The sequence below is a fragment of the Tropicimonas sediminicola genome (assembly GCF_900188335.1).
Taxonomy (GTDB): domain Bacteria; phylum Pseudomonadota; class Alphaproteobacteria; order Rhodobacterales; family Rhodobacteraceae; genus Tropicimonas; species Tropicimonas sediminicola.
In genome coordinates this window covers 511,937-535,975 of record NZ_FZOY01000003.1, presented here as the reverse complement: position 1 = coordinate 535,975, position 24,039 = coordinate 511,937, and the positions used below count along the sequence as shown (strand labels likewise).

The 24,039-nt window shown below is 66.2% G+C and carries 21 protein-coding genes; 14 read left to right on the top strand and 7 right to left on the bottom strand.

The genetic code is table 11. The annotated features are described in order from the left end of the window. Together CHB86_RS10990 and CHB86_RS10985 are read right to left on the bottom strand one after the other, a co-directional pair. On the bottom strand, nucleotides 1-94 hold a 94-nt coding region (locus CHB86_RS10990), incomplete at its 3' end, for a hypothetical protein (RefSeq protein ID WP_141134874.1). Nucleotides 95-704: 610 nt separating this feature from the next. After that, entirely contained in the window at nucleotides 705-1,370 is a 666-nt protein-coding gene (locus CHB86_RS10985; RefSeq protein WP_141134872.1) for a helix-turn-helix transcriptional regulator, read from the bottom strand. A gap of 300 nt (nucleotides 1,371-1,670) precedes the next feature. Between CHB86_RS10985 and CHB86_RS10980 the strand changes: the two genes are divergently transcribed. The 8 genes from CHB86_RS10980 to CHB86_RS10945 all read left to right on the top strand — a co-directional run bounded on the left by CHB86_RS10980 (nucleotide 1,671) and on the right by CHB86_RS10945 (nucleotide 8,357). Next, the gene (locus tag CHB86_RS10980) at nucleotides 1,671-1,928 is read left to right on the top strand and encodes a hypothetical protein (protein ID WP_141134871.1); all 258 of its coding nucleotides are present in this window, start codon (nucleotides 1,671-1,673) and stop codon (nucleotides 1,926-1,928) included. Between the two features lie 172 nt (nucleotides 1,929-2,100). Beyond that, entirely contained in the window at nucleotides 2,101-3,285 is a 1,185-nt protein-coding gene (locus CHB86_RS10975; RefSeq protein WP_176442841.1) for a M24 family metallopeptidase, read from the top strand. Beyond that, complete coding sequence (argE, locus tag CHB86_RS10970) at nucleotides 3,282-4,445, top strand: acetylornithine deacetylase (RefSeq protein ID WP_089233071.1); 1,164 nt, start codon at nucleotides 3,282-3,284, stop codon at nucleotides 4,443-4,445. The genes CHB86_RS10975 and argE overlap by 4 nt, the downstream gene beginning before the upstream one ends. 107 nt (nucleotides 4,446-4,552) lie before the next feature. Continuing rightward, nucleotides 4,553-5,791, top strand: a complete 1,239-nt coding sequence (locus CHB86_RS10965; protein WP_089233070.1) for an AGE family epimerase/isomerase — start codon at nucleotides 4,553-4,555, stop codon at nucleotides 5,789-5,791. Between the two features lie 241 nt (nucleotides 5,792-6,032). Next, entirely contained in the window at nucleotides 6,033-6,467 is a 435-nt protein-coding gene (locus CHB86_RS10960; RefSeq protein WP_089233069.1) for a DUF2852 domain-containing protein, read from the top strand. Nucleotides 6,468-6,596: 129 nt separating this feature from the next. After that, nucleotides 6,597-7,040: an RDD family protein gene (locus CHB86_RS10955; protein WP_089233068.1), complete on the top strand. Its 444-nt coding sequence runs from the start codon at nucleotides 6,597-6,599 to the stop codon at nucleotides 7,038-7,040. Between the two features lie 83 nt (nucleotides 7,041-7,123). After that, nucleotides 7,124-7,969 carry an arginyltransferase gene (locus tag CHB86_RS10950; protein ID WP_089233067.1) on the top strand — a complete coding sequence of 282 codons (846 nt, stop codon included), beginning with the start codon at nucleotides 7,124-7,126 and terminating at the stop codon, nucleotides 7,967-7,969. A gap of 1 nt (nucleotide 7,970) precedes the next feature. After that, on the top strand, nucleotides 7,971-8,357 hold the full coding sequence (locus CHB86_RS10945; protein ID WP_089233066.1) for a VOC family protein: 387 nt from the start codon (nucleotides 7,971-7,973) through the stop codon (nucleotides 8,355-8,357). A gap of 63 nt (nucleotides 8,358-8,420) precedes the next feature. On the opposite strand, the gene CHB86_RS10940 is transcribed toward CHB86_RS10945, so the two are convergent. The 3 genes from CHB86_RS10940 to CHB86_RS10930 form a co-directional block, all read right to left on the bottom strand. After that, nucleotides 8,421-10,775, bottom strand: coding sequence for a TRAP transporter large permease (locus tag CHB86_RS10940; RefSeq protein ID WP_089233065.1), 2,355 nt, complete (start codon nucleotides 10,773-10,775; stop codon nucleotides 8,421-8,423). Nucleotides 10,776-10,787: 12 nt separating this feature from the next. Further along, complete coding sequence (locus CHB86_RS10935) at nucleotides 10,788-11,702, bottom strand: TRAP transporter small permease subunit (protein ID WP_089233064.1); 915 nt, start codon at nucleotides 11,700-11,702, stop codon at nucleotides 10,788-10,790. A gap of 112 nt (nucleotides 11,703-11,814) precedes the next feature. Then, nucleotides 11,815-12,897 (bottom strand): TRAP transporter substrate-binding protein, encoded by a 1,083-nt coding sequence (locus tag CHB86_RS10930; protein WP_089233063.1) that lies wholly within the window; start codon nucleotides 12,895-12,897, stop codon nucleotides 11,815-11,817. Nucleotides 12,898-13,337: 440 nt separating this feature from the next. Between CHB86_RS10930 and CHB86_RS10925 the strand changes: the two genes are divergently transcribed. The 6 genes from CHB86_RS10925 (at nucleotide 13,338) to ilvN (ending at nucleotide 20,588) form a co-directional block, all read left to right on the top strand. Next, on the top strand, nucleotides 13,338-14,726 hold the full coding sequence (locus CHB86_RS10925; RefSeq protein WP_245837891.1) for a cache domain-containing protein: 1,389 nt from the start codon (nucleotides 13,338-13,340) through the stop codon (nucleotides 14,724-14,726). Beyond that, nucleotides 14,723-15,364 (top strand): response regulator transcription factor, encoded by a 642-nt coding sequence (locus tag CHB86_RS10920; protein WP_089233061.1) that lies wholly within the window; start codon nucleotides 14,723-14,725, stop codon nucleotides 15,362-15,364. The genes CHB86_RS10925 and CHB86_RS10920 overlap by 4 nt, the downstream gene beginning before the upstream one ends. A 170-nt stretch (nucleotides 15,365-15,534) precedes the next feature. Continuing rightward, on the top strand, nucleotides 15,535-16,539 hold the full coding sequence (locus CHB86_RS10915; RefSeq protein WP_089233060.1) for a calcium-binding protein: 1,005 nt from the start codon (nucleotides 15,535-15,537) through the stop codon (nucleotides 16,537-16,539). A 317-nt stretch (nucleotides 16,540-16,856) separates the two neighbouring features. Further along, entirely contained in the window at nucleotides 16,857-18,611 is a 1,755-nt protein-coding gene (locus tag CHB86_RS10910; protein WP_089233059.1) for an acetolactate synthase 3 large subunit, read from the top strand. Between the two features lie 19 nt (nucleotides 18,612-18,630). Next, nucleotides 18,631-19,875, top strand: a complete 1,245-nt coding sequence (locus CHB86_RS10905; protein WP_089233058.1) for a glycosyltransferase family 87 protein — start codon at nucleotides 18,631-18,633, stop codon at nucleotides 19,873-19,875. Between the two features lie 149 nt (nucleotides 19,876-20,024). Next, nucleotides 20,025-20,588 carry an acetolactate synthase small subunit gene (ilvN, locus tag CHB86_RS10900; RefSeq protein WP_089233057.1) on the top strand — a complete coding sequence of 188 codons (564 nt, stop codon included), beginning with the start codon at nucleotides 20,025-20,027 and terminating at the stop codon, nucleotides 20,586-20,588. 52 nt (nucleotides 20,589-20,640) lie between these two features. On the opposite strand, the gene CHB86_RS10895 is transcribed toward ilvN, so the two are convergent. Next, on the bottom strand, nucleotides 20,641-21,666 hold the full coding sequence (locus tag CHB86_RS10895) for a CAP domain-containing protein (protein ID WP_089233056.1): 1,026 nt from the start codon (nucleotides 21,664-21,666) through the stop codon (nucleotides 20,641-20,643). A 118-nt stretch (nucleotides 21,667-21,784) separates the two neighbouring features. Beyond that, nucleotides 21,785-23,974 carry a calcium-binding protein gene (locus tag CHB86_RS10890; protein ID WP_089233055.1) on the bottom strand — a complete coding sequence of 730 codons (2,190 nt, stop codon included), beginning with the start codon at nucleotides 23,972-23,974 and terminating at the stop codon, nucleotides 21,785-21,787. Between the last annotated feature and the right edge of the window lie 65 nt (nucleotides 23,975-24,039).

Here is a 24,039-nt window from a genome sequence, read left to right as displayed (position 1 = left end):
CATCAACCGCAACAACCTCGTGACCGTCCTTCGCAAGACAGGCCGCCGAAACAACCCCGACATACCCAATCCCGAAAATGCTTATCCGTGCCATCTCAAAAGTCCCGATTTCCCGATCCATTGCGCCGCGCCCGCCGGGAACGACCTCGCGCAAAACCTGCGGATATCCGAAGGTTTGAAACAGTCAGAAAAAAAGGAGCCTATCGGGCGTTGATGCACAGGAGAGGAAATGCCGGCGTTTCCCGTTTCATGCAGCGATGTCGTGGTTTCAGGAAGGATCCGCGATCTCACTTGATGAAAGGCGCTGAAGTCGCCCCGAAGGGACCGCCGCTTTAGTCACTGATTTTTAGTATAATTGTTGAAGAACCAGCAGAGTTCCAGCCAGTCACTCCACTTGTGGCGCGGCATGTTCCGGCCCCATGGCAGAACCCGCGGACGTTCATTGCCACATTGCCATCAATGCATTTCAGGAATGCCGTTTCCAAAAGATCGACACGGATTGTGGCATTTCCGCCTCACCACCCGGATTTCCAGGCGTTTCATTTTCAGACGAAAGGATCGAAAGCCATTCGGAAACTCAAAAGACACCCGCAAAGATACGCCCAATTAAATCAGGATGGGCAATCCATGCTGGTGTGGTGTTCTTGAGCAAACACAGGGGCATGACGCCCTTGCGAACAAAGATCGTTCTTTCTGAACGAGCGTCAGATCAGGCCGTTCGCAAGGGCATATTGCACGATCTCGGAGCGGTTGGAGAGGCCGAGTTTACGGGCCGCGCGAGACTTGTAGGTATTGATCGTGCGTTCGCTCAGCCCGAGTTCTTCCGAGATCTGTTTCAAGCCGCGCCCGCGCGCGAAGGCCAACAGGACTGCGCTTTCCCGCGGGCTGAGGCGGTCGTCCATGACCGGGTAGTCCGATTGCGGACGCGCCTCCGGCTGGTCGAGCGTGTCGGCGACGGACAGGCTGAAATAGGTTGCGCCACGGCTGGCGCTGAGGGTCGCGAGGACCAGTTGCTCCGGGTCGTCGGACTTGCAGACGCAGCAGATCCGGCCAAGCTCGATCGCGGACTGGATGTCGCGATGGGAGAAGGCGTCGGAATAGACGACGAAGGCGGCGTCCTCGTGGGCGCTGCGCACCAGGGAAACATAGGCGGCCAGATCGTCTCCGGTCTGGCTCGGGTCGAAGATCACCACATCGCAGGTCGCCAGCTCCGGCGCGCAGGCCCGGCTGTCCCCGCCTACCGGCAGGACGCGCCCCTCGACGACGCCGCTGTCGGCGAGGATCGCCGAAACGCCCCGAGCGAGGATCGGATTGCTCTCGGCGATCCCGGCAACCAGGCTGTGGGGGGTGATGTTCGTGAAAAAGGACATTCGGAAACCTGCCTTCAGCTGCGGTCGCATTCAGATTTCTCAAGACATGGTGAACAAATCCTAAATAACTGTCACCAAGAACAGGTTTTCCGCATCGCCGGCGCATCGAATGCGCGGAATGACGGCATTTTTCGTTCCGGTTCTCGCATCTTTGCGGCAGAAAGCTTGCGTCTCCGGTGCAACCGAGGCCGCTCCGCGGGGTCTAATCGCCACGAATGGGTCACCGTTTAAACATGCCTTTACCCGGCCTGTCGCATAACGCTTCCGGGACGAGTGTGTGGGACACGAGGGATGTGGAATATGAGTGTGACATCGCATTTGGCGGATGAACTGCTTGCGCTTGCGAAGCGTGCCAACGCGCAGGGGCTGACGGAATCCTCGCGCCAGATCACGCTGGCGGCGGGCCTCGTACTGGCGGAGGCCGGAGACCAGTCCGCCACCTTGCCGCAGGAGCAGGATTCCATCGGGCCGGCAACGCCGCGCCACGGAAACGTGGTGCCCTTCCCCCATTCGACCATCGCGTCCGGCGCGCCGCTGCCACGGCATACCAAGCTCTGAACGGAACGGCTTTCCGACGCCACAAGGCACGGAGAGCATTGACACTTCCCTGCCCGACCGCGCAGCCTGCCGCAGTGGCCGCACTCTCCACGTGCGGCCGCGCCACACGCGTCAGGACAGCCCGATGGCGACAGGAGCCACAGGCCCGCGCAACGCTCCGGGAGACAGGATCATGGAACCGTCGCTTCCCCCGTTCAGCCGCGTCGAATACGATCGGCGCCTTGCCCTTGTGCGTGCCGCGATGGCGGCGGCGGGGCTCGACATCCTGTTCGTCGAGGACCCCTCGAACATGGCATGGCTGACCGGCTACGATGGCTGGTCCTTCTACGTGCATCAGGGCGTGCTGGTGTTCCACGACCGCGATCCGCTCTGGTGGGGCCGCAGGATGGATCACGCAGGCGCGCGGCGGACCGTCTGGATGGGCGCCGAGTGCCTGCACGGATACGACGACAGTTTCGTGCAATCCACCGAGCGTCACCCGATGCAGGACCTGGCAACGCTGATCGCCGAGTGCGGGCACGGCGCGGCACGAATCGGGGTGGAGATGGAGAACTATTACTTCACCGCCCGGGCCTTTCTGACCTTGCAGGCGGCCCTGCCCGACGCCGATTTGGTGGACGCCACTGCCTTGGTGAACTGGCAGCGCACGGTGAAGTCCGAGGCCGAGATCGCCTTCATGCGCAAGGCCGCCCGTATCGTGGAAAGGACGGTCGACGGGGTGGCCGAGCGCATCGAACCGGGAATGCGCAAGAATGACCTCGTGGCGGAGATCTATCGCGACCTGATTACCGGCACCGGCGAAGACTGGGGCGACTACCCCGCCATCGTGCCGATGCTGCCGAGCGGGGCCGACGCAGCCGCCGCGCATCTGACCTGGAACGGGGCGCCCTTCCGAAAGGGCGAAGCGACCTTCTTCGAACTGGCCGGCTGCTATCGCCGCTACCATGTCCCGTTCTGCCGCACGGTCTTTCTCGGAGAGCCCCATGCGCAGATCCGGCGGGCCGAGGCGGCGCTGGTCGAGGGGCTCGAGGCCGGACTCGAGGCCGCCCGCGCCGGCAACCGCGCCGCCGATATCGCGAATGCCCTCGCCGCCCCGCTGGAACGCGCCGGGATCGAGCGCGGGGCGCGTTGCGGCTATCCGATCGGCCTCTCCTACCCGCCCGACTGGGGAGAACGGACGATCTCGCTGAGGCCGGAGGACGAGACGATCCTGGAGCCGGGGATGACGTTCCACTTCATGCCCGGCCTCTGGATGGAGGATTGGGGGCTGGAAATCACCGAGAGCATCCTGATCCGCCCCGATGGCCCGGCGGAGTGCTTCTGCGACCGCCCCCGCGCGCTGATCGTGAAGTCATGACCCTGCCGCTCACGGAGGCCGCCATCGGCATTCTCGCCGATCTTGTCGCCTATCCCACCGTCTCGACCGATCCCAACCTCGCGATGATCGCCGACCTGGCGACGCGGCTGGAGGATGCCGGCGCGCGGGTCGAGATACTGGGCGACGAGACCGGGACCAAGGCCAATCTCTTTGCCACGCTCGGCCCGGACGGTCCGGACGGCATCGTTCTTTCCGGGCATACCGACGTCGTGCCGGCGGACCCGGCGGAATGGACAACGGACCCGTTCTGCCTGCACGACAACGCCGGCCGTCTGTACGCCCGCGGCACCTGCGACATGAAAGGCTTCATCGCCGCCACAATTGCCGCCCTGCCCGCCTTCACCGCGGCCCCCCTGCGGCGCCCGCTCCACTTCGCCTTCACCCATGACGAGGAAACCGGCTGCATCGGCGCGCGCCACCTGGTGTCCGACCTTGAACGCCGGAACATCTGTCCCGGCATCGCCATCATCGGCGAGCCGACGGAGATGCGCATCGTCGAGGGTCACAAGGGCTGCCACGAATACACCACACGGTTCACCGGTGCGGAGGGGCATGGCTCGGAGCCCGACAAGGGTGTCAACGCCGCCGAATACGCGGCGCGCTTCGTCGCGAGACTTCTGGAGATCAAGGCGGCACTGAAGGCGCGCGGCCCCGTGGGCAACCGGTTCGACCCGCCGTGGAGCACGCTCAACGTCGGGCGGATTTCCGGCGGCTCGGCCCGGAACGTCATCGCGGGCGCGGCCGAGGTCGAATGGGAGACGCGGCCCGTGACCGCCGAGGACGGCGACTTCGTGACCCGCGAGATGCGCGCCTTCTGCGAGGAGGTCCTGCTGCCGGAAATGCGCCGTGTTGCGCCAACGGCGGAGATCCGTACCGAGGTGATCGGCGAGATCGCCGGGCTGATGCCAATGGACGACAATGCGGCGCGTGATCTCGTGGCCGCGCTGACCGGCGATCCGACCGCGCATCTCGTGGCCTTTGGCACCGAGGCCGGCCTGTTCCAGGCGCTCGGCATGTCGGTCGTGGTCTGCGGGCCCGGCTCCATCGCGCAGGCGCACAAGCCGGACGAGTACCTGGAGACCGCACAGCTCGACGCCTGCATGCGGATGCTGGCGGGGCTGGCGGCCCGTCTGCGCTAGGGCTCCCGATCAATCCGAACACGCCCTTGCCCCGAAGCCGATTGCGCTTGCCGAACTGCCTCTGCCGGGCAATCAATGGCGCCGCAGAGCAAAGGAGGACTCACCCCATGTCGACCCATACGCCCATCGGCACCCCGGACGTGGAGACAACCTGGCTCTCCGATCCGATCCACCGCGCCTTTCTGCTGCAGGACGCGCAGCGGCAGCTCGATTTCTTCCGCCCGAGCCTGCGCGCCGATGGTGCCTTCGACGTGCTCGACTGGGAGGGCCAGCCGATCGCCGGCGCGGCGCAGGAGCTGCACAGCACCACGCGCATGGTGCATTCCTACGTGCTGGGCAAGGCGCTCGGTCGCGCGGATGCCGATGCGATGATCGACGCCGGCATGGCCTTTCTGTGGAACAGGCACCGCGACGCCGAACACGGCGGCTATCTCTGGGCCGTCGACGACGCCGGCATCAAGGACGGCACCAAGCTCGCCTACGGGCAGGTCTTCGTACTGCTCGCGGCATCCAGCGCCAAGCTGGCCGGCCACCCCGACGCCGACCGCCTGCTTGCCGATGTCTCCGAGGTGATCGACCGCCACTACTGGGACGAGGCACCCGGCCTGCTGCGCGACGAATACACCCGCGACTGGCAGCCGTTCTCGACCTATCGCGGCATGAACGCCAACATGCACGGGGTGGAGGCGCACCTGGCGGCCTTCGAGGCAACCGGCGAGCGGCTCTATCTTGACCGGGCCGGGCGGATCCTCGACTTCTTCATCACGCGGATGGCCGCCGGAAACGGCTGGCGCGTTCCCGAGCATTACACAGATGCCTGGGAGGTCGATCCGGACTATGCCGGCAACCCGATGTTCCGCCCCGCCGGTACCACGCCCGGCCATTCGCTGGAACTCGGCCGCCTGACGCTGCAGCACTGGGATCTCGCCGGCCGCCCGGACGACGGCGCGCCCGAACGCGCGCGTCACCTCGTCGAGCGTGCACTGGCCGATGCCTGGACGCCCGAGGGCGGTATCGTCTATACGCTCGACCACGGCGGCGCGGTGGCGATCCCGGACCGCTACTGGTGGCCGGTGTCCGAGGCGATCGGCGCGATCGCGGCGCTTATCAAGGCGCAGCCCGCCCCCGGCGACGAGGCCTGGTATCGCCGCCTCTGGACCTTTGCCGACGCCGCCTTCATCGACCACGCACGCGGCGGCTGGTTCCCCGAGATCGACCCCGCGGGCAAGCCGACGGGCCGCCAGTTCCAGGGCAAGCCCGACATCTACCACTCGCTCCAGGCGGCGCTCTACCCGTCGCTGACCGGCCTGTCTCGCCACGTCGAGGAACTCGCCCAGCAACGCTAACGCGGCCTGAAATTGCCGTTCCGGCCGAGAAAATCGCCCGTCAGCCGACCGCTGGCGGGCGATTTTCTTCGCGCGACCAATACGCATTTATGAATTATTTGAATAGCTTGGGTCAAAATCCGGCCCGCCCGCCGCAAAAAATGTAAAAACTCTTCACATCAACTATTGAACCGGGCCGCGACTCCTCCCATCTTCGTTAATGTGAAAGGTATTCACATCATTTCGAAACGAGGAGCAAGACATGACCACCGCACAAGCCGCCAACCCGTCCTGGTTCGCCCGGACCGAGGCCTGGCTCGACGACCGCGGCAAGGGTGCATGGATCGCAGTCATGGTTCTGGGATTCATTTTCTTCTGGCCCGTCGGCCTCGCCCTTCTCGCCTACATGATCTGGAGCAAACGCATGTTCAGCAAAGGCTGCCGCCATTCGCGGCGCGCGCAATACCACGGCTTTCGGGCCGCCATGAAACCCAGCGGCAACACCGCCTTCGACGCCTACAAGGCCGATACGCTGCGCCGGCTGGAAGAGGAACAGGATGCGTTCGAGGCTTTCCTGCAGCGGCTCCGCGAAGCCAAGGACAAGCAGGAATTCGACGCCTTCATGGAAGACCGTTCCCGCGCCGCCAAGGCGACCAACGGCGACGAGAGCCTGCCGGAAAACGCCACCCCGGCGTGATCCGCCTCCGGTGCCCCGCTTCCCCCAAGGGCGGGGCACCGACAGACCAGCAGCGTGCGGCAGCGATGCCGCGCGCCGCACGTTTCGGAAGCCGTTGAATTTTACGGAGACAGAGTGCACATGAGCCTTATGACCGAACCCTCCTGGGGCCTGCCGGACCCCGAGTACAACGCAGAACTTTACGCCGATGTACCGGTCAAACGGGCCATCGCATGGATCGTCGACGCCCTGGTGATCTTCGGGATCACGCTGCTGGTCCTGCCCTTCACCGCCTTTACGGCGCTCTTCTTCTACCCGCTGCTCTGGCTGTTCGTGAGCTTCCTCTACCGGACGTTCACCATTGCCAACGGCTCGGCCACGCTCGGAATGCGGCTGATGTCGATCGAACTGCGCACTTTCCGCGGCGAACGGTTCAGCTTTCCCGATGCGGCAATGCACACGCTGATGCACATGGTTTGCTTCTCGTTTCTGCTGCCGCAGATCGCCTCCGCGATCCTCATGCTGACCACGGCCCGCGGCCAGGGATTGCCCGATCTCGCACTCGGGTCGACGGCGCTTAACCGAACCCGCTGAAGACACAGAACAAACGGGGGTTGGCGAGTTGGCCAACCCCTGCTACCGTTTTGCCAAGTTTTCAGGAATTCACGTCAGCCGGCATGCGCCACACACTTCCAATTGCTCCGCAGTTCTATGTAACTGCCCCGCAGCCATGCCCGTACCTGAAAGGTCGCATGGAACGGAAGCTGTTCACCGCGCTCCAGGGCGAACATGCCGAACAGCTCAATGACGCCTTGTCCAAGCAGGGCTTCCGCCGCTCGCAGAACGTGCTCTATCGCCCGTCCTGCGCCGATTGCAACGCCTGCCTTTCCGCCCGGATCAGGGTCGCCGATTTCCAGCCCAGCCGCAGCCAGCGCCGCGCCATGCGCAAGAACAGCTCGCTGGAGCGCAACGCCACCTCGCCCTGGGCGACGGAGGCGCAGTACGCCCTGTTCCGCCGCTACCTCGACAGCCGTCACGCCGATGGCGGCATGGCCGACATGGACATCTTCGAATTCGCCGCGATGGTGGAGGAGACGCCCGTGCGGTCGCGGCTCGTGGAATATCGCGAGCCCGGGCTCGACGTGCCGCAAAATCCCGAGGCCGGGGACCTGGCGGCGGTCTGCCTGACCGACGTGCTCGATGACGGGCTGAGCATGGTCTACAGCTTCTACGAGCCCGACCTCGCCCAACGTTCGCTCGGCACCTACCTGATCCTCGATCACATCGAGATCGCCCGCTCCGCCGGCCTGCCCTATGTCTACCTAGGCTACTGGGTGCCCGGCAGTCCCAAGATGGGCTACAAGGCCGGGTTCGATGCGCTGGAGATCTACAAGAACGGCGCCTGGCAGCCCATCGGCGACCCGGAGGAGCACAGCTCCGAGACCCATCCCCTCTCCGTCGATCCGATCGCCGAACAGGTGGCGCGGATCCACCTTCCAGACACCCGCCCGACCCGCGGCTGAGATGCAGTTCGTCTCGGCCGTCTCGCTCGTCGTCCCGGATTACGACGCGGCCATCGCCTTCTACTGCGGTGCGCTAGGCTGGGACCTGCTGGAAGACATCCCCCAGGGCCGCAAGCGTTGGGTCACCGTGGCGCCGCCGGGCGGCCAGTGCCGGCTGGTGCTCGCCCGGGCGGACGGCCCGGAACAGGAGGCCGCCATCGGCAACCAGACCGGCGGGCGCGTTGGGTTCTTCCTCACCACCGACGATTTCGCGCGGGACCATGCCGCGATGCTGGCCGCCGGTGTGACCTTCCGGGAGCCTCCGCGCCACGAGCCCTATGGCAGTGTCGCCGTCTGGGAAGACCCGTTCGGCAACGCCTGGGACCTGATCGAGCCCCGGACCACCTGACCCCTGCCCCGAAACGGCAGCGGGGCCCGAAGGCCCCGCATTTCCGCGCGATCCCCTGTCCCGCTACTGCGGGATCAGGTCCGGCACGATGGTGACGATGGACGGCACCAGCCAGAGCAGCCCGAGCGCCGCGACCTGGATCAGCACGAAGGGCAGCACGCCGCGATAGATGTGGCCCGTCGTGACCTCCTTGGGCGCCACGCCGCGCAGGTAGAACAGCGCGAAGCCGAACGGCGGCGTGAGGAACGAGGTCTGCAGGTTCACCGCGATCATGATCGTCACCCATTTCGGGTCCATCGTACCGCCATAGATCACCGGCCCGACGATCGGGATGACGATGTAGATGATCTCCAGGAAATCGAGCACGAAGCCGAGAATGAAGAGCACCAGCATCACGATCAGGAAGACGGTGATCTCGCTGTCGTACGACCGCAGGAACTGCTGGATGTAATGCTCGCCACCGAAGGAGATCACCACGAGGTTCAGCAGCTGCGAGCCGATCAGGATGGTGAAGACCATCGAGGTGACCTTGGCGGTCTCGCGCACCACCGGCCGCAGCACGCCCTTGGCGAAGAGCACCCAGCACGCGTAGAGGATGCCGAACATCGCGAAGAGATAGGCGCCTTGGGCGACGATGAAAGCGATCCAGTTTTCCGCGGAGACGGAGTCCTGGTTCACCCGCAGGTCGAAGTTCACGCCGACGAGGATCATCACGATGATCGCGAAGGTGGACCAGATGATCACCCCGCCCTTGCCGTCCTCCTCCGCCAGCCGCCGATAGGCGGCCAGCATCAGGGCACCACCGGCGCCGAGCGCCGCGGCGGGCGTCGGATTGGTGATGCCGCCGAGGATCGAGCCGAGCACGGCGACGATCAGCACCAGCGGCGGGAAGACGACGCGCAGCAGCTCGCTCTGCCCGAGATAGCCCGCCGCCGTCCGGCAGCCGTAAAGCACCATCGCGAGCGGGATCGCCAGCAGCAGCACCGTCTGGCCCGGCGTCGTCAACGGCCCGATGAAGGCCGCGTCCACCGCCAGCGCCAGCAGGATACCCGCCCCGCCGATCATCAGGTCGCGCGGGTTGCCCGAGGGCGAGACCCCGCGCGCCGTGGTCAGCACCAGCGCGAGCAGCAGGAAGCCGGTCACGATGGAGCTCGACAGGATCGGGGCATTGGCGATCTTCTCGGCGCGGAGCGTCTGGATCTCCTCCTCCGAGAGCTTGACGCTCTCCTGCACCCCGCCGGCAGCGTCGATCTCCGCCTGCTGGGCGACGGCGGCATCCCAGGCTTCCTGCCCATGCAGGTCGATCATCGCCGCCTGGCACTGCTCGCTCACCCCGGTGCGCAGGCTCGCCGTCTGACCGGCATCGGAGAAGCTGTCGACGGTGACGTCCTGCGAGCCGATCACGTTCATCGAGGACAGCAGGAGCGTGCCGCCGATCAGCGCGGCCGGAATGAAGAGGAACCAAGTCAGCGCCTCGCTGCGGGCCACCGGCTCGCCACTGCCCGGTTCCATCGCCACCGGGGGCGCCTTTTCCGGGTTCAGCAGCGCATAGGCCAGCGCATAGGCGGCGTAGAGGACGGCGAGCAGGATGCCGGGCAGCAGCGCCGCCTGGAACAGCGTGCCGACCGAGACGACCGCCGGTTCGCCCAGGTATGTCAGCGCATCCGAACAGCCCACGAGCTGCGCGCGCTCTTCCTGCGCGGCCGAATAGAGGTCGCCCGCGAGCGTTCCCAGCAGCACGATCACGATGGAGGGCGGAATGATCTGCCCCAGGGTTCCGGAGGCCGCGATCACGCCCGTCGCCAGTTCCGGCGCGTAGTTGTTGCGCAGCATGGTCGGCAGGGCGAGCAGGCCCATCGTCACCACGGTCGCGCCGACGATGCCGGTGGAGGCGGCGAGGAAGGCGCCCACGACGACGATGGAGACCGCGAGACCGCCCGGAAGCGGGCCGAAGACGCGCGCCATCGTGGTCAGCAGGTCGTTGGCGATCTTGGAGCGCTCCAGCGTGATGCCCATCATCACGAACATCAGCACCGCCAGCAGCGTCTCGATCGACTGGCCGGCGAGCACGCGCTCGTTCATCCGGTTGACGATGAAGCTGAGGTTGCGGTCCATCGCCTGTTCCCAGCCACCGGGGAACACGGCCTCGGCCACGCGCGGCAGGTCCGGATAGCGGAAGATCGAGACCGCATCCGGCGGCACCCCCTCCCGCAACAGGGCGTTGTAGGCGTCCGAGCCGGTATCGATCGCCTGGTGGATCAGCAGCCCCGCCGAATCCAGCGCCGCGATGATGCCGAAGGAGATCAGCGCCGCGCCGCCGATGGCGAAGGCGACCGGGAAGCCGGAAAGAATTGCGCCGAACAGGCACAGGAACACGATGATCAGGCCGATTTCGACCCCGTCCAGACCGAGAAACATCTGACCAGCCTCTTAGTGAATTTCCGCGACACGCTCGGCGTCCGCGTCGCCCAGCTTGTCCTTGTCGAGATACTTGCCTTCGCTCGCCTCGCCCTCGATCAGTTCGAGATAGGAGCGGTAGAAGAAGGCGATGGCCTGCAGGAACACCATCCCGGCGAAGGCGACGAGCAGCAGCTTGAACAGGAAGTAGGCGTTGAACCCGTTCGGCGAGAAGCCGATCGTCTCCACGTTCCACTTCACGATCCGCGCCTTGCGCACCATCAGGTCGAGCTGGTCGGAGGCCGAGATCTTGGGGGTGATCAGATGCCGCCACATGAAGAACCAGCCGTACATCCAGATCACCACGGCCATCGGCATCATGAAGATCAGGCTGCCGGCCATGTCGATCATCTTGCGGGTGCGGTGGCGGACCACCGAATAGACCAGGTCGACCCGCACGTGGCCGCCCTGCACGAAGGTGTAGGTGGCGCAGAGAGCGACGATCGCGGCGTTGTAGAGCTTGAGTTCCTCAGACCACCAGGAGACGTCGAATGTCGCCGTCATGCCGAAGCCGAGCGAGATCTGGCTGGCGGCGAAGATGCGCTGCATGAAGACGATGACGATCTGCTGCAGCACCATCAGCAGCCCGGCCCATGCGATGACGCGCCCGACCGTGTTGGCAAAGGTCTCGAGCCCGATCACCACGCCCCACATCACCCGGTTCCAGACCATCCCCACCGCGGTCAGCACCAGGAAGGCGGTGAAGACGACGAAGAAGAACTCGACCGACCCGCCGTAATAGGCGAAGCGCATGATCGCTTCCTTGTCCGACCAGTCGAGCCAGAGGCCCGGATGGGCGATGGCGTAGAAGAAGTTGTAGAAGGATTCGATGATGTTGGCGGCAAGCCAACCGAGGGCGGTGCCGCCCCATGCCTCGACCAGTCCCATGTGGCCCGTCCCCCGAAGGTCGTGTACGTGTCACCCTGGCGCGCCGAGGCGCGCCACGGATGGCGAACGGGCAGGCCCCGAAGGCCTGCCCGCCGTGTCGAGAATGTCCCGATCAGCCGAGGACGCGGTCCCGCTGGGCACGGTAGGTGCCCTCGGAAGCCTCGATCCAGCCGGAGGAGGAACGCATCGACGCAAAGGCGCTGTCGTAGATCTTGTCGTAGAGATCGCCGTCGCGGTTGCCTTCGAGCGTTTCCTTGGCGGCGTTGCCCATCGCGTCCCAGACGGAATCGGGGAAGCTCAGGACCTTCACACCGGCCGACTGCAGGCGCTGCAGGGCGGCGCCGTTGTTGGCCAGGAACTGTGCGAGGTTCCACTGGTGGGTTTCGGCACAGGCGATCTCGATGATCTTCTGCTGCGCGGGGGTGAGGCTGTTGAACACCTCGAGGTTGGTCGCGACCGACAGGCCCGCACCCGGCTCGTGGAAGCCGGCGGTGTAGTAGAACTTGGTGATCTCCTGGAAGCCGGCCTTCTCGTCCGCCCAGGGACCGATCCACTCGGTGCCGTCGATGGCGCCGGAGGCCAGGGCCTGATACACCTCGGAGCCCGGCAGGTTCTGCACGGACGCGCCGAGCTTGCCGAGCGCTTCGCCGCCGAGACCCGGCATGCGGAACTTGAGACCGTTGAAGTCTTCCGGCCCGTTGATCTCCTTGCGGTACCAGCCGCCGGCCTGCGCGCCGGTGTTGCCGGCGAGGAACGACTTGATGCCGAACAGCTCGCCCAGCTCATGGTGCAGCTCCATGCCGCCATCCATGTAGTACCAGTTGGCCAGCTCCTGCGCGGTCATGCCGAAGGGCACCGCGGTGAAGAAGGCAAAGGCCGGGTGCTGACCGACGAAGTAGTAGTCGGCGCCGTGGTACATGTCGGCCTGACCAGCGGTCACGGCGTCAAAGACCTCGAAGGCGCCCACGAGCTCGCCCGCAGCCTTGACCTCGACGGTCAGCTGGCCGTCGGTCATGGCGGTCACGCTGTCGGCCACGCGCTGCGCCGCGTCGAAGACGCCGGCAAGGCCGCGGCCCCAGGTGGTCACCATGGTCAGCGTGCGCTTGCCCTGGGCATAAGCCGGCGCGGCCAGTGCGGTCGCGGCAGCGGCCGAACCGCCCAGTGCCGACGTCTTCAGAAATGAACGACGATCCATTCAGAGTCCTCCCAATCGTCTTGGATGCCCACCCTTCGGTGGGCGGATCGTTTTCGAGTGCTGGGCACACTACTCACAAGCTGGCCGTGGTCAAATACCGACAAATACGTATGACGCAGGGGAAACCGCCCTGATGTCGCCGGCAAATCACGTAGATGGGGGACAAACAGCCCACCCGGACGCCCCGTCCGCCCCCCCGAAAGCCCCCGGTTCGAATCGACGGCAAAGACAGCCGCCGCCGATTCGCGCCGTTTGCCGAATCGCCCCCGCCGCCTTGCATCGCTCCCCTGAAGGGGCGTAGATTCGCAGCCGGACAGCCGCTTTCGATGCAACCGGCAGGTTCAGGGAGGACGTGCCTGGCAGAGGCTCATCGCACACCGCGCGCCGCCCCACGTCGGGGCCGCCTGAGTTACGCCCAGAAGCTCTCGCTTCTGGCGACGGTGCCGCTCGTCCTCGCCGTGGCGGCGATCTCGGTGCTGGTGGCGGTGCAGGCGCGCAGCCTCGCCGATCGGGAGATCGCCGAACTGGAACGGCAGATGATTGCCGCCAAGCGCGACGAGCTGGAGAATTACATCTCCCTCGCCCGCACCGCGATCCTCGAGGATTACGGCCGCGCCCTGCCCGATGACGAGGACGCGAAGCGCCGGGTCATGCAGACCCTCGCCGCCATGATCTATGGCCAGGACGGCTATTTCTTCGTCTACGATTACGACGGCACCAACCTCGTCGCCCCCCGCCAGACCGACCTGATCAACCGCAACTGGATCGATCTTGTCGACGCCGAGGGCACGCCGATCGTCAGCGAGCTGATCCGGATCGCCCGGAGCGGCACGGGCTATCACAGCTTCCTGTGGCGCAAACCCTCGACCGGCGAGACGGCGCGGATGGTGGCCTATGTGATCGGGCTGCAGGACTGGCAATGGGCGATCGGGACCGGCATCTTCATCGACGACGTGCTGGACACGGTCGCGGCCGCCCGCGCCGAGACGGAGACGCGCGTGCAGCGGACGTTCCTCTGGATCGCCGCGATTACCCTCAGCGCCCTGCTTCTCGTCTTCCTCTCGGGACTCATCCTCAACATCCGCGAGCGCCGGCTGGCCGATGCCAAGCTCAAGGCCCTTACCCAACGGATCTTCGACACGCAGGAGGAGGAGCGCGGCCGGGTCGCGCGCGAGCTGCACGACTCGATCAGCCAGATCCTCGTCGGCGTGCGTTATGCGCTGGAACTGGCCCGCCGCAGGATGCGTGCAGGCGACACGCGCGCGGAGGCGAACCTCGATGCCGGGATCGATGCGCTCGGCGGCGCGATCCAGGAGGTCCGCCGCATCAGCCGCGACCTGCGTCCCGGCGTGCTCGACGACCTTGGCCTCGGCCCGGCACTTCAGTCCCTGATGGAAGAATTCGGCGCAAGGACCGGAATCGAAACGGATTTCGAAACGGTCGTGTTCCGCAACCGGCTTGACCAGGAGGCCAAGATCGCGCTCTACCGGATCGCGCAGGAGGCCCTCACCAACATCGAGCGTCACGCCGGCGCCAGCCGCGTCAGCCTGCGGGTCTTCGGCCACAAGGCCGGCGCAACCCTGCGGATCGAGGACGACGGGCGCGGCATGGCGGCGTCCGAAGAGACCGACAGCGCCCGGGCCCAGGGGCTCGGCCTGCGCAACATGCAGGAGCGGGTGGAGCGCCTCGACGGCACGCTGCGCATCCTCAGTTCACGCACCGGCACGGTGATCGAGGCGCAGGTGCCGCTCAGCCACATGCTGCCCCCGGAATCCGGCTCCGGCAACGCGCCGCGAAACGGCGAGACGAGAGAAAGGAAACGCGCATGACCCCGACCCGTGTGCTGATCGTCGACGACCACCCGATGGTGGCCGAAGGGATCGAGGCGATCCTGGAGACCTACCCCGACATCGAGGTTGTCGGCACCCTGTCGAACGGCCGCGAGGCAGTGGACCAGGTTGCCGCGCTCAAGCCCGACGTGGTGCTGATGGACCTCAACATGCCCGGCGTGAACGGGCTCTCGGCGACCGAGATGCTGATGGAGGACCACCCCGACCTGCGGGTGCTGATCCTGTCGATGCACGACAGCCCCGAGTACATCTCGACCGCCCTCAGCCACGGCGCCAAGGGCTACGTTCTCAAGGACGTGCCGACCGACGCCATCAAGGACGCGATCGACCGGGTGATGGCGGGCGAGCAATATCTCTGCACCGGCGCCACCACGGCGCTCCGCCCGAGCGACGGCACCGGGCGCGAGCCGCTGACCAGCAGGGAACAGACGATCCTGCTGCAGCTGGCGCAGGGCAAGTCCAACAAGGAGGTGGCGAACGCGCTGGATATCTCGGTCCGCACGGTCGAGACGCACCGCAAGAACATCAAGCGCAAGCTCGGCATCTCCTCGACCGCCGGGCTGACCCGCTACGCCATGGAACACGGGGTCCTTCAGGGCACCGGCGTCGGGCTCTGAGAACCGCAGCAACCCGTGCACCGCCCTGGTCTGTGACCTGCGGTGCACGCCCGGCCAGCCGGAAGAGGGCCGGTGCGAAACATTTGTTGCCAAACGGCTTTCGGGCCTTCTACTGCTTTCCGAGGCGGCGCTGCCGCCCATACTATTGTTAACGTTAAGAAAGCATAAGAATGCCTGTTTCCGTCTTTACCAAGGCCGCGGCCGTTCCGTCCTACAACGCCAGCGTCCTCTACCAGTTCACCAACGCGCGGATCTTTTTCGAACAGGAAAGCTGGGACGCCGCCCTGCCGAAAACCAAGCGGGCCGATGTCATCCGACTGAAGGACGACTTCACCGATTACACGGGCTTCCAGATGAAGGTCGTGGTGTCGTTCGACGGCAATTTCCGGAAGGTCGGCGGCGCCTGGACCGGCGAGATCACCGGCGTCACCTTCAAGGCCGACGGGGTGACCCAGGCCAAGATCGACATCAACTCGGGCGTCGACCTGGCCCGGATCCTCAACGTCGGCAGCTCGACGCTGGTTTGGAACGAACTCACCAGCACCGGCCTGCGCGGCAAGTTGAGCACCGGCACCGATCACATGAACGGCTCGGTGGGCGACGACAACCTCAACGGGCGCGGCGGCGCGGACTTCCTGAACGGCGGTCTCGGCGACGACAAGCTGATCGGCGGCGGCGGCAGTGACTGGCTTGACGGCCACAGCGGCGACGACACCCTGATCGGCGGCAACGGAAACGACTACCTCGACGGCCGCGACGGTACCGACATCGCCAGCGGCGGCAAGGGAAAGGACACGTTCTTCTCCGACTTCAACGGCGACAACGTCTGGACCGGCGGCGGCGGGGCCGACAGGTTTCAGGCGGGCGGCATCCCCGGCGAGATCTACGGCTGGACCAAGGTCACCGACTTCAAGGCCCGCCAGGGCGACAAGCTCGACCTGACCAACGATTCCGCGCTGCTCTTCGAACCGATCGACGAAATCCGCTTCATCGGCAAGAAGGGCTTCAGCGGCGAGGAAGGCGTCTACGAGATCCAGTTGCGGAACGGCTTTGTCCGGATCGACCAGGACGGCGACGGCACCGCCGACTCCGGCATCGAGCTCGAGGATTTCGGCAACCAGCGCGTGAGCAACACCAGCTGGATCCTGCTTCCGGACACGCTCGACTTCGCATGACGCCCGCAGGGCGCCCTGCCCCGCAGGTTCCGGCCGGCGAACACCATCGCCGGCCGCAATCGCCTCCCGCGAAAGAAAATTCCAAACCGCGCCCGCGCTGCGTCATTTTATCCGCAAAAGCCGTTGACGCTCCCGGCGGACACGCCTAAGGTCCCGCGCACGACAGCAAGGGAACCCCGAGAATGGCGATCATTCTTGTACTCGTAGAGGAAAGGCGCATGGGCCGGTAACGGTTGACCATAACGGTTCCCCATGCGCCCTCGTCCACGACGGGGGTTTTTTATTGCCGCAACGCCAGACGTAGATGGAGAAGCAAGATGGCGCAGCAGATGACCGGAGCAAGAATGGTGGTCCAGGCCCTGAAGGATCAGGGTGTGGACGTCGTGTTCGGCTACCCCGGCGGCGCCGTCCTTCCGATCTATGACGAGATTTTCCAGGACCAGGGCATCAAGCACATCCTGGTGCGCCACGAGCAGGGCGCGGCCCATGCCGCCGAAGGCTACGCCCGGTCCACCGGCAAGCCCGGCGTCGTCCTGGTCACCTCCGGTCCCGGCGCGACCAATGCCGTCACCGGCATCACCGACGCGCTGATGGATTCGATCCCGATGGTCGTCCTGTCGGGCCAGGTTCCGACCTTCATGATCGGCTCCGACGCCTTCCAGGAGGCCGACACCGTCGGCATCACCCGCCCCTGCACCAAGCACAACTGGCTGGTGAAGGAGACCGACGACCTGGCCGAGACGATCCACGAGGGTTTCCACGTCGCCACCACCGGCCGCCCCGGCCCGGTGCTGATCGACATCCCCAAGGACGTCCAGTTCGCCACCGGCACCTATGTCGGCCCGCGCGAGGCCAAGGGCGGGCACTACCACCCGAAGGTCAAGGGCGACATCGAGATGATCACCGAGCTGGTCGCCGCGATGGAGACCGCGGAGCGGCCGGTGTTCTACACTGGCGGCGGCGTCATCAACTCGGGCAATGTCGCGAGCCAGCTCCTGCGGGAGTTCGTCGAGGCGACGGGCTTCCCGATCACCTCGACGCTGATGGGTCTCGGCGCCTATCCGGCCAGCGGCAAGCACTGGCTGGGCATGCTGGGGATGCATGGTCTCTACGAGGCCAACCTGGCGATGCACGGCTGCGACCTGCTGATCAACATCGGCGCCCGTTTCGACGACCGCATCACCGGCCGTATCGCGGATTTCAGCCCGCATTCGATCAAGGCGCATATCGATATCGACCCGAGCTCGATCAACAAGGTGATCCGGACCGAGCTGCCGATCATCGGCGACGTCGCCCACGTTCTGGAAGACGCGCTGCGGATCTGGAAGGCACGCGGGCGCAAGGTGAACAAGGAAGGCCTGGCGAAATGGTGGGCGCAGATCGAGGAGTGGAAGGCCGTTCGCTGCCTGACCTACAAGAACTCGGACACGATCATCAAACCGCAATACGCGCTGGAACGGCTGGAAGCGCTGACCCGCGGCTATGACCGCTACATCGCGACCGACGTGGGCCAGCACCAGATGTGGGCGGCACAGTTCCTGACCTTCGACGCGCCGAACCGCTGGATGACCTCCGGCGGGCTGGGCACCATGGGCTACGGCCTGCCGGCTTCGATCGGCGCGCAGGTGGCGCATCCCGACAGCCTGGTCATCAACGTCGCGGGAGATGCCTCCTTCCTGATGAACGTCCAGGAGATGGGCACCGCGCGGCAATACGACCTGCCGGTCAAGCAGTTCATCCTCAACAACGAGCGCCTGGGCATGGTCCGCCAGTGGCAGGAGCTGCTGCACGGCGAGCGCTACTCCCACAGCTGGTCCGAGGCCCTGCCCGATTTCGTGAAGCTGGCCGAGGCCTTCGGCGCCAAGGGCTTCATGGTGTCGGACCCCAAGGATCTGGACGACGCGATCATGGAGATGATCAAGCACGACGGCCCGGTGATCTTCGATTGCCTCGTCGAGAAGCACGAGAACTGCTTCCCGATGATCCCGTCGGGCGAGCCGCACAACAACATGCTGCTCGGCGAAGCGTCGACCAAGGACGCGATCGGCACCTCGGGCGCGGTCCTGGTCTGATCCGAGGCCCGCTCCGATCATGTCCGTCGAACGGGAACAGCCCGGGGACGCAGGCGACCTTCGCCTGCGCCCTTTCGGGACCGACACCGGCCGGTTGGCCGCGAAGATCGCGCTGGTCTTCCTGATCAGCAACCTGGTGGCCACCTTTGCCAAGGCGATCCTCGCGCCCGAGTTCGCCGGCCCGGTTCCCGTGGCGATCGACTTCCATGTCTACTGGGAGGCCGCGCGCCAGGCCGTTCAGGGCATGCCGCTGGACGCCTTCGCGCCCGTGGCCGTGCCGGGGTCGGAGGCAACCGGCCCGGACGGCGCGCCGTCCTATCTGTTCTGGGTCTATCCGCCGATCTTCCTGCTGCTGCTGACGCCGCTCGGGGCCCTGCCCTTCGTGCCGGCCTGGGCGCTGTTCGACGCGATGTCGCTCGCGGCCGTCGCGCTCGCGCTGCGCCCCTTCACCCGCACCGAACCGGCGGCCTGGCGCTTCATGATCGCGGCGCCGGCATTGCTTCCGGCGCTCTGGGTCGGGCAGAACTCGCTGCTGTTCCTGGCCGGGCTGGTCGGTGCGCTCGCCTGCATCCGGGACGGGCGCATGGTGGCTGCCGGAATCCTGATCGGTCTGCTGACCTTCAAGCCGCAGCTCGGCATCCTGATCCCCGTGGCGCTGCTCGCCGCCGGGCTCTGGCGCACGATCCTGGCGGCCTGCGTTTCCGCCGTGGCGGTTGCGCTGCTGCCGACGCTCGTCTTCGGTTTCGGCTACTGGCCGGCGCTGTCCGACACCCTCAGGGAATTCGGATCGGTGCTGCACGCCGGCGCGGCGCAGGAGCCCCTGATCTGCACCACCTTCGGCGTGCTGTCGCAGCTCGGCGTCAACCCGGATGCCGCGATGGCCGCGCAATGGGGCGTCGTGGCCCTCGCCGCCTGGGCGGTCTGGCGCTGCTGGCGCAGCCCGACCGCGAGTTTCGACCTCAAGGCGGCGACGCTCGCGGCCGCCATTCCCGCCGCCTCGCCCCACCTCTGGCATTACGACACCGCCTTTCTTGCCGCCACGGGCCTGTTCCTGCTGCGCGCCGGGGTGCTCGAGTTCCGCCCGGCCGGCCTCACGGTCTTCGGCCTGTGCTGGCTCGGCGCCGGCCCCGCGCTGCTCGTTGTGAACCTGCTCGGCGGCGTCGAACTGCCGGTCGGCTTCCTTCTGGCGCCGCTGGTCCTGACCGCGCTCGGACTGTGCATCGCCGCCGTGCCCCGGCGCGATGCACAGGCCCGGAAGGCCTGACCCATGACAGCCACTCACGCATATCCCCGGCAGATCGCGCTCCGTGCGCCCGCCATGCCATGCGTCGGTATCGACCTTTCCTGCCACGACCTCGCGGTGTATGCACGTCGCTGCACGCGCGAGCTGGCGCAATAGACGAGGAACACCAGATGTCCGCACTCAAGATCGAACAGGGTTCGTCGAAGCATTCCGCCTACGACCTGCGCAACCCCAATGCCGAGGTCATCGAGACGCATACGCTGGCGGTGGTCGTCGACAACGAGGCCGGGGTGCTGGCCCGCGTGATCGGCCTGTTCTCCGGACGCGGCTACAACATCGAGAGCCTGACCGTGGCCGAGGTCGACCACACCGGGCACCGCTCCCGGATCACCGTCGTGACCACCGGCACGCCGGAGGTGATCGAGCAGATCAAGGCCCAGCTTGGCCGGCTGGTTCCCGTGCACAAGGTGCAGGACCTGACCACCGAGGGCCCCTCGGTCGAGCGCGAACTGGCGCTGCTGAAGGTTGCGGGCACCGGCGACAAGCGGGTCGAGGCGCTGCGACTGGCCGACATCTTTCGCGCAAACGCAGTGGATTCCACGCTCGAGAGCTTCGTCTTCTCGATCGCCGGTTCGACGGAAAAGATCGACGCCTTCGCCGAGCTCATGCGCCCGCTCGGCCTCATCGAGATCGCCCGCACCGGCGTCGCCGCCCTGACCCGCGGCGCGGACTGACGCGCGAGGCGCAACCTGGGCCAGCGCCGGGACACCGGCGCCGCCCGCAGCGTCAGACGATGTTCAGATCGTCCCTCAGCAGGGACGCATCATCGATCCCCTCGACGATGAGCACCTCGTCGCCGAAGTCGAAGACCACGTTGCCTTTCTGGACGTCGGCAAACTTGCGGATCACCTCTGCCGCACTGAGCGTGCCCGACCAGAGCGCATCGTCCAGCCGGACAAGGTCCAGATCGTCCTGGAAATCCGTGATCCTGTCGGTGCCGTATCCGTCCCCGAACACGAAGCGGTCCGCGCCGCTGCCGCCGGTCAGGCTGTCATTGGCGAGCCCGCCATCGAGCAGATCCTTCTGGTTGCCGCCAAGCAGCTTGTCCTTCCCGTTGTTGCCGCGCAGGATATCTCCGCCGACCCCGCCCTTCAGGATGTCGTTGCCCTTGCCGCCCTTGAGCAGATCCTGCCCTTTCTGTCCCAGAAGCTCATCAGCGCCGCCGCCGCCCTTGAGTGTATCCGCGCCGCCCCGGCCTTTCAGGATATCCGCGCCGGCCCCGCCCGAGAGCGTGTCGGCTGCGCTCGTTCCGTCAAGCACGAGATTGCCGGACAGGGAAGCGGACGCGCTGCCCGTGTCGAGCGCCACCGTCGCCGCGGTCGAAGCGAAGGTCTGGGTGACCATGACCGCATCCCAGCCCTTGTAATCTCCGGTTTCCACTCCGATGCCGACGTAGTCGAACCCCTTCCCCAGGATGTTGGCCCGGTGGCCGTCGCTGTCCATCAGGGCGTTGAACAGGTTCTCGACATCGTCGGAGATGCCGGAGGCGCCGCGTTCGCTCTGCCAGGCGACGTTCTCGCCCCAGCTCCAGCTGCCGCTGAACTCGAAGCCCGCGGCCTTCATGCGATCGCCGGGAGACGACCCGTCCACGCCGGTGTGCGAGAAGGTGTCCGTCTTCAGCATCCAGTCGCTGTGATCCTCGGCGGCCGCGTTGAGATCGAGTTCAAGTTGCAGCGGATGCAGTCCGACCTCGGCTCGGGCCTTGTTGATCAGTTCGAGCATCTGGCGCTCAACGGTGCTTGCGGTCGACATGCGTTCTTTCTTTCCGGGCCATTGACGGGTCCGATATGGACCTCAAAACTTGGCCGAAAGCGTGTCGCAAAGAAGGCCCTGCCGGCAACCGCCCGGGGCCCGGGTCGGCATCTATCCGCTAGAGCAGCACGTCCGAGGCCTGCAGATCGTCCAGGGTGCAGCCCATCAGGTCCAGCTTGTCGGTCGAGGTCACGAATATCCGCAGGCGGTCCGCCAACTCGACAGCAGCGTCCTGCACGGCGGCGAATTTGGAGAACCCGGCATTGCCGAGATCGAGCAGATCCTCGCCCGGTGTGAAGTCGTGGATGACGTCCTTGCCGTAGCCCTTGGAGAACACGAAGGTGTCGCTGTAGGTGCCGCCGGTCAACTGGTCGTTGCCCTTGCCGCCATCGAGCAGGTCGTTGCTGCCGTCCCCCTGCAGGATGTCCGCCCCGTAGCCGCCCAGCAGGGTGTCGCGCCCCCATCCGCCGATCAGCACGTCGTTCGAGCCGCCGCCGTCCAGCTGATCATGCCCGCTGCCGCCGTCGAGCGTGTCCTTGCCGGCGCCGCCCGTGACCACGTCATCGCCAGTTCCGGCGATCAGCGTGTCCCAGCCATCGCCGCCCTCGATCCAGTCATTGCCGTTGCCGCCTTCGATGTAATCCCCGCCGGTTCCACCGATCAGGGTCTCGGCCCCGTTGCCCCCGATCAGCGTGTCGTCGCCACTGCCGCCGAGGGCCTGATCATCGCCGCCGTTGGTCTCGATCCGGTCGTCGCCCGCGCCGCCGCGAAATTCCTCGTAATCGGCGGTGCCGATCAGCAGGTCGTCGAACTGGGAACCGATGGCTCCCTCGATGGAGGTGATCACGTCGCGGCTCGATCCGCCGGTCTCCTGCGTCGAGGTGCCGGCGCCGATGGTCAGCGTCACCGGCCCGGAGGCGTCGGAATAGTCGAGGATGTCGAAGCCGCCTGCCCCGTCGACAACGTCCTCGCCCAGGCCGGGACGGAACTGGTTCGCCGCATCGTCGCCGGTGAGGTCGTCGGCAAAGGGCGTCCCCTCCACGCCCTCGATCCCTGCGAGCTGGTCTCCGGTCGCGTGACCGCCGGAGGCAAGTCCGGCCGCGAGGTCGATCACGACCGCGTCGTTGGAGCCGGCATAGCTCGCCAGGTCGATCCCCGCGCCGCCGTCGATCGCGTCCGCGCCGTCGCCGCCGATGAGGATATCGTCGCCCGCATCGCCGAACAGGGTATCGTCGCCCACCCCGCCGGAGAGCCTGTCCTTGCCGGCACCGCCCGTGACAAGGTCCGCACCGGCCTCGCCCAGAAGCCAGTCGTCGCCATCGCCGCCCTCGAGCAGGTCGTTCCCGGCCCCGCCGACGAGGTGGTCGGCGCCGACGCCGCCGATCAGGGTGTCATTGCCATCTCCGCCGAGCAGGACGTCATCGCCGGCGCCGCCATCGACCATGTCGTTGCCCGCGCCGGCCAGAACGGTGTCATTGCCGTCGCCGGCCCAGACGGTATCCGCGCCGCCTTCGGCAAGGACCATGTCGTCGCCCTCGAGCGCGTAGAACGTCTCGTCCAGCGAGCTGCCGCCGAGCAGATCGTCGAATTCGTTGCCGTAATGGGTGTCGGGGCGGCTCACACCCGTTCCGTAGTTGAGGATTTGCGCGAGCGTCTCGTCGGGGATCCCCTCCAGCATGCTGCCGGGCAACGGGCCGCCCAGCACCGCGAGCATCGCCTGTGCATCGGACAGATCGTAGCTCTGGACGCCGAAATAGAGGATCGAGGCGCTCTCCCCCGGAGCCAGGGTCACCGTGTATTCGAAGATCACGTCGTCGTTGCTGATCAGCGTGTAATCCGCCGGGCGCGACCCGTCGCCAAAGGCGATGCCGACCATCGGGTCGCCCTGCGCATTGCCGTCGTCGGTGAGGATGCTGCGATCGTCACTGTCGAAAGCCAGGTCGCCCGAGGACGTGGCGAGGATCTCCGTCGCGTAGTTGGAGCCCAGGTCCGTCCGCACCGAGAAGGTGACGGTCTGCGTTGCGGCGCCGATGTTGGTCGCGGTGTCGACGAACCGCGCCCAGCCGCCGGTGGTCGGCACATAGAGGCTGCGCTCGAAGGTGATCTCCGCGCCCGCCTCGTTCGATACCCCCGAGATCGTGAGTTGCCGCCCGGACATCGAGCTCGTCACGTCGCTGACATAGGGCATGTGGAACAGGTCGAACCCGGCGTCGAAGGCGTCGCTGGTTCCGTCGCCGATCCGCCCGTCGTTCCACATGTCCCAGGTGAAACCGGTGCCGTCGATCAGCGTCTGAGGAAAACTCGTCATGACCCGTTCCCGCCACGGAAGCGCAACGGACGGGATCCTCCCCGCACGGCCGCTGCTGCCCGTGG